Annotated in this window: 4 protein-coding genes and 1 pseudogene; 2 read left to right on the forward strand and 3 right to left on the reverse strand. The window is 67.8% G+C overall.

Annotated features, from left to right (window positions below):
- From JOZ00_RS06205 to JOZ00_RS06215, 3 genes are all read right to left on the reverse strand, one after another.
- Positions 1 to 845, reverse strand: an 845-nt coding sequence (locus tag JOZ00_RS06205; protein WP_293341236.1) for a phosphoenolpyruvate carboxykinase domain-containing protein, incomplete at its 3' end; no start/stop codon positions are given.
- Between the two features lie 162 nt (positions 846 to 1,007).
- Positions 1,008 to 2,555: a hypothetical protein gene (locus JOZ00_RS06210; RefSeq protein ID WP_293341238.1), complete on the reverse strand. Its 1,548-nt coding sequence runs from the start codon at positions 2,553 to 2,555 to the stop codon at positions 1,008 to 1,010.
- On the reverse strand, positions 2,549 to 3,619 hold the full coding sequence (locus tag JOZ00_RS06215; protein WP_293341241.1) for a hypothetical protein: 1,071 nt from the start codon (positions 3,617 to 3,619) through the stop codon (positions 2,549 to 2,551). The genes JOZ00_RS06210 and JOZ00_RS06215 overlap by 7 nt, the downstream gene beginning before the upstream one ends.
- A gap of 212 nt (positions 3,620 to 3,831) precedes the next feature.
- On the opposite strand from JOZ00_RS06215, the gene trmB reads away from it, so the two are divergent.
- Complete coding sequence (gene trmB, locus JOZ00_RS06220) at positions 3,832 to 4,641, forward strand: tRNA (guanosine(46)-N7)-methyltransferase TrmB (RefSeq protein ID WP_293341244.1); 810 nt, start codon at positions 3,832 to 3,834, stop codon at positions 4,639 to 4,641.
- 9 nt (positions 4,642 to 4,650) lie between these two features.
- Positions 4,651 to 5,044, forward strand: a pseudogene (locus tag JOZ00_RS06225) (NYN domain-containing protein); the annotation flags it as partial.

Consider the following 5,044-nt stretch of genomic DNA (forward strand, 5'->3'; position numbering starts at 1 on the left):
TGCAGCATCGCGAGGTTGGTCTTGCCGCACGCCGACGGGAACGCCGCGGCGAAGTAGTAGGCCTTGTTCTCCGGCGAGATCAGCTTGAGGATCAGCATGTGCTCGGCGAGCCAGCCCTCGTCGTGGGCCATCGCCGACGCGATGCGCAGCGAGTAGCACTTCTTGCCCAGCAGCGCGTTACCGCCGTAACCCGAGCCGTAGCTCCAGATCTCACGGGTCTCCGGGAAGTGGGTGATGTATTTGGTGTCGTTGCACGGCCACGGCACGTCCTTCTGGCCCGGCTCGAGCGGGGCGCCCACGGAGTGCAGCGCCTTCACGAAGAACCCGTCGTCGCCCATCTTCTCCAGGGCGGCCTTGCCCATCCTGGTCATGGTGCGCATGGAGACGACGACGTACTCGGAGTCGGTGATCTCGACGCCCAGCTTCGGGTCGTCGGCGCCCAGCGGGCCCATGCAGAACGGCACCACGTACATCGTGCGGCCGCGCATGCAACCGCGGTACAGGTCTGTCATGATGCCGCGCATCTCTGCCGGCTCCATCCAGTTGTTCGTGGGGCCGGCGTCGATCTCACGCTCCGAGCAGATGAACGTCCGCGACTCGACACGCGCCACGTCGGAAGGGTCCGACAACGCCAGATACGAGTTGGGGTGCTTCTTCTCGTTCAGCTTGGTGAACGTGCCCGCTTCCACCAGCTGACCGGCCAGGCGGTCGAACTCCTCGGCGGAGCCGTCGGCGAAGACCACCCGCTCAGGCTGGGTGAGCTCGGCGACCTCCTGTACCCATGACAGCAGCCCCTGATGCTTCGTGGGCGCGGTGTCCAAACCGGGAATGGTCGCTGAGGTCATCGAAATCTCCTGATCCTTCGGCGTACTCGTGCGTCTCTATGGATGTATGTGGTCGACCACACATATCTCCGAATGGTGGGCGTTAACTACAGGTTATCCCGAGGACCTTGTCGGGGAAGCCTCGGGCAGGTATAAGCCTTCTCACAACAACGATTCAGAAGCCTACGAAAGGCCGCTGTCTTCGCTCCTCGGGGCCGGTTTTTCCATTTCGTCCGCAGCCTCCCCTTCCGACGGATCCTCGGCCGTGCTCCCGGTAGGTGTGCCCGGTTCCCCCAGCTCTGTACGCACGGCGTCCAGCGCGGCCAGGACCGCCGGCATCTCGCGGTCTTGGGTTGCCGCGGCCCGCTTGGCCGCCATGGCGTGCTCGCGCAGCTCGTTGTCGATGACGGCGACCTGATCGGTCACCTGGGCGTTTTCGGTCGCATCCTGGGCCATCACGGCTTTGGTCAGCACCGATTCCGCGGCCAGAACGCGGGTCGCGACCAGCTCCTCGGTCACCGATTGCAGCGACGACGTCACTTCGCCCGCCCAGCGGTCCAGCAATGCCCGGTCCCGCAGCAGGCCGCGGATGTTGATCACGATGAAGGTGACCACCAGCCCGATCACCACGCACGCCACCGTGGCGGCGACGGCCAGCGCCGGGCTGAGCCGTGACGCGACTCCACTGAGCAGCCGGCTCAACGTCAGCGCGACGCCCAGGCCGAACCCGGCACCCAAGAGCATCATCAGCCAGGTTTCTTGTTGGCGAGATTTCAGCGGCGGGGCCTTGACTTCAACGGTCGGCAGCATCTGAGCGGGCGGCAGTTCGACCGAGACACCCATGACCTGCGCCACGTCCGCGAGTTGAGTGTCGGCGCCGTCGCGGACCTCGGCGACCACGTCGTCGAGCCGGCCGCGCGTATCCGCCTCGAAGGCGGCCATGTTGCGCCGCGCCAATGCCGCCGCGTCCTCCTGCAGCTCGGTGCGCAGCGACGAGCAGCGGTTGCGCGCGAAGTAGGACAGCTGGACGCGCGCCTGCTGGATCTGCCCGCGCAGCGTGACGGTGCGTTCGGTCTTCGCCTCTCGCCGCTGCTGCAAGGCGGTACTGCGCTCGTGGCGCAATGCGTCGACCCGCGCCTGCCGGCCCGCGCCCTCGACGTCGCGGTCGAATTCCCGCACGGCCGTCTGAAGTTGAAATTCCCACGCCCGCAAAACGTTTCGACGCTCAAGAGCGGAGTCGCCGAGCTCTTCGGAGATCGTCTTGACCAGCTCGTCGATGTCGGGCTCACCGAGGTCGGGCAGCGCCGCCGCCCCCACCCATGGCACCTGGCCGTAGCGGGGCGCGTGCGCGGCCAGCTTTTCACGGTTCGCGGCGACGATGTCACGCCAGTTGAGGTGCACGTCGATCTTGGACACCACGCCGACGACCGCGTCGGTGTATTCGGCGGCGGCGTCCAGCAGCGCGCAGTCGGACTCCGTCAGGTGCGACGCGGCCGACACGACGAAGACCACGGCCATCGGAACGTCGCCGACGCCCAGTTCCGTCGACTCGACGAACTTGTGCTGCTGCAGCCGTTCGCTCAACGCCGTCGCCACCGCGGTCACCCCGGCCATCCACGGGCCGGTCACCAGCACCACGTCGGACCGTTGCGTCGGGGGCCCGTGCAGCTTCGGCCCGACCGCCTCCACCAGGGCGTCCACCCGGGTGGCGTCGTGATCGTCGCTCACCATGACCCCCCGGGCAGCGACCCGCAGGCCTGCGACCACAGCCGCAGCGATCCGCGCGCGATGTCCGCACCGCACGCGCGATGCAGATCGCTGACCGACGCGCGGCTGTAGCGCTGAAACCGGGCCGCGCGTGGCAGGTGGGCGCCCGGGTTGCGATGCAGATCGACGGGCCCGACATCCAGGCCGGCCGCTTCGGCCAGGTCGACGGCGGCGGCCATCCGGGCGACGACGGTGTCGTCGCGGGACAAAAATCCGCTGATCCGCTCCCCGAACCGGCCCTGGCCGACGGCCAGCGCCTCCAGCTCCGCGACGGCCGCGAGCACCCGCTGGTAGCGCACCTCGGCGCCCACGATCGAGAGCCTGGCCAGCACGGCGTCGACCCCACTCATCCGGCGCAGCAACGCCCGGACCTGCGCAGGCGTCCTGTCCTGGCGGATCGCGGCGATCGCCAACGCGGTGCCGAACAGGTCGAGCGTGTCCAGCAGGCGCAGGCGGACGTCCGTCGGGACCGGGTTGTCGGCCGCGAGGAAGCCGGCAAAGGAATCATCGAGGCAGGGGTTCATAGCGGCGGCCAGCGTCCGTAGCGCCGCCCACATCGCGCTGTCCAGATCGTCGAGCGCGGCGACCCCGAGCAGTCCGATCATCGGTTCCATCGGAACACCCGCCAGCGCGGCGAGGTCCTTGCACCGCGCTCGCGCGGCCGCGATCGGCCCGTCCGCGCCGCGTCCCGAAAGCGAGCCGGTCAGATCGGCCTTGTTCAGCACCGCGAGCACCGGGTGCGCGGCGGTGGCGATGCCGTCGAGGTCCTCGGGCTTGAGCACCTCGGTGGTTACGTAGACGACGACGTCGATCCCGTCGTCGTCCAGGGGGACCACTCGTACCTTCGTCGCTCCCGCGCGGTCCAGCGCGCGGGCCACCGCGCCGCGCCCTACCCCCCGGCGACCGCGGACAGCCACCCGCAGGGGCGCGGCGGTTCGCTCCGCGACCGCCGTCACGCGCGGGTCGTCGAGACCGGCGGCAAATCGCGCCAGCTCGTCGACGAAAATCTGGTGTCCTTGTCCCTTCACGCCCTACCCGTCCGATTCGATCGCGCGGCAGCCTTTGCCACTCGGCGAATGCAATGCCGTTTCCGGTCTGGACCCGTTTGCCGGCCAGCCGGTGCGATACCACCGAATGGTGGCACCTGTATCAGCATGATGCGAGCCACTGTTTATCTGGTACCAGCTGAAGGCAACTGTTGGGTATCAATCCGGACCAGGGGCGGATACATCATCGGTTTATAGGCCACCATGGACAAATGCACGCGCAACCCGGAGTGGCGATATCTCCCGACACGCCGGTGAGTGAATCGGAATCGGATCGTCGCGAACAGCGCTATCTCCCAGCCTCGAGCTTCCGCTCCAGGCGGTCGGCTCTTTCCGACGCGCAGCGCAAGGTCTGGGAACGGCGCTGGCCGGACCTGGGTCTGTCGCTGGACGCCTCGCCGGAAGGTCGCGTCCAGGCGCCGCTGGACACCGCCGCCTGGTTCGGGCGTCGGGCGCCGGTTGTACTCGAGATCGGTTGTGGCAGTGGCACATCGACGTTGGCGATGGCCAAGGACGAGCCCGATATCGACGTGATCGCGGTGGAGATCTACCGACGGGGTCTGGCGCAGCTGCTGAGCGGGATCGACCGTGACCAGATCGGCAACATCCGGTTGGTCCGCGGCAACGGCATCGAGGTCCTGCAGCGGCTGATCGCGCCGGGTTCGCTGACCGGGGTGCGGGTCTTCTTCCCCGATCCGTGGCCGAAGGCGCGCCACCACAAGCGGCGGTTTCTGCAGACTTCCACGATTGCCTTGATCGCCGATCGGCTACTCGGGGGTGGTGTTGTGCACGTCGCGACGGACCACGCCGGCTACGCCGAACACATCGCGGAGGTCGGTGACGCCGAACCACGACTCAGCCGGGTGGATCCCGACAGCCGACTGCCGATCTCGACCGACCGCCCGATCACCAAGTACGAGAACAAGGGCCGCGACGCCGGCAGCGTCATCAACGAATTCATCTGGCTCAAGCCCGAAACCGGGCCCGGAACAGGCGATAAGTAGGCGAAGAGCATGAGCCTGACGGAAGAAACCGCGTCAGCCGCGGAACCCGTGGCCCCGCCTGCGGTACTGGCCGACGACGGGGCACTGGGTGGCTTCTCGCCGGGCGGGCGCGTCTTGCTGGTCTGGGACGCGCCCAACCTCGACATGGGTCTGGGCTCGATCCTGGGTCGGCGCCCCACGGCGATGGAGCGGCCGCGGTTCGACGCCCTGGGACGCTGGCTGTTGGGGCTCACAGCCGAGGTCAGTGCCGGTCGCCCCGGCGTCGTGATCGAACCAGAAGCCACCGTTTTCACCAACATCGCACCGGGTAGCGCTGATGTTGTGCGGCCCTGGGTGGATGCCCTTCGGAACGTCGGATTCGCGGTTTTCGCCAAACCGAAGATCGACGAGGACAGCGATGTCG

The organism is Mycobacterium sp. (assembly GCF_019243155.1).
Classification (GTDB): Bacteria; Actinomycetota; Actinomycetes; order Mycobacteriales; family Mycobacteriaceae; genus Mycobacterium.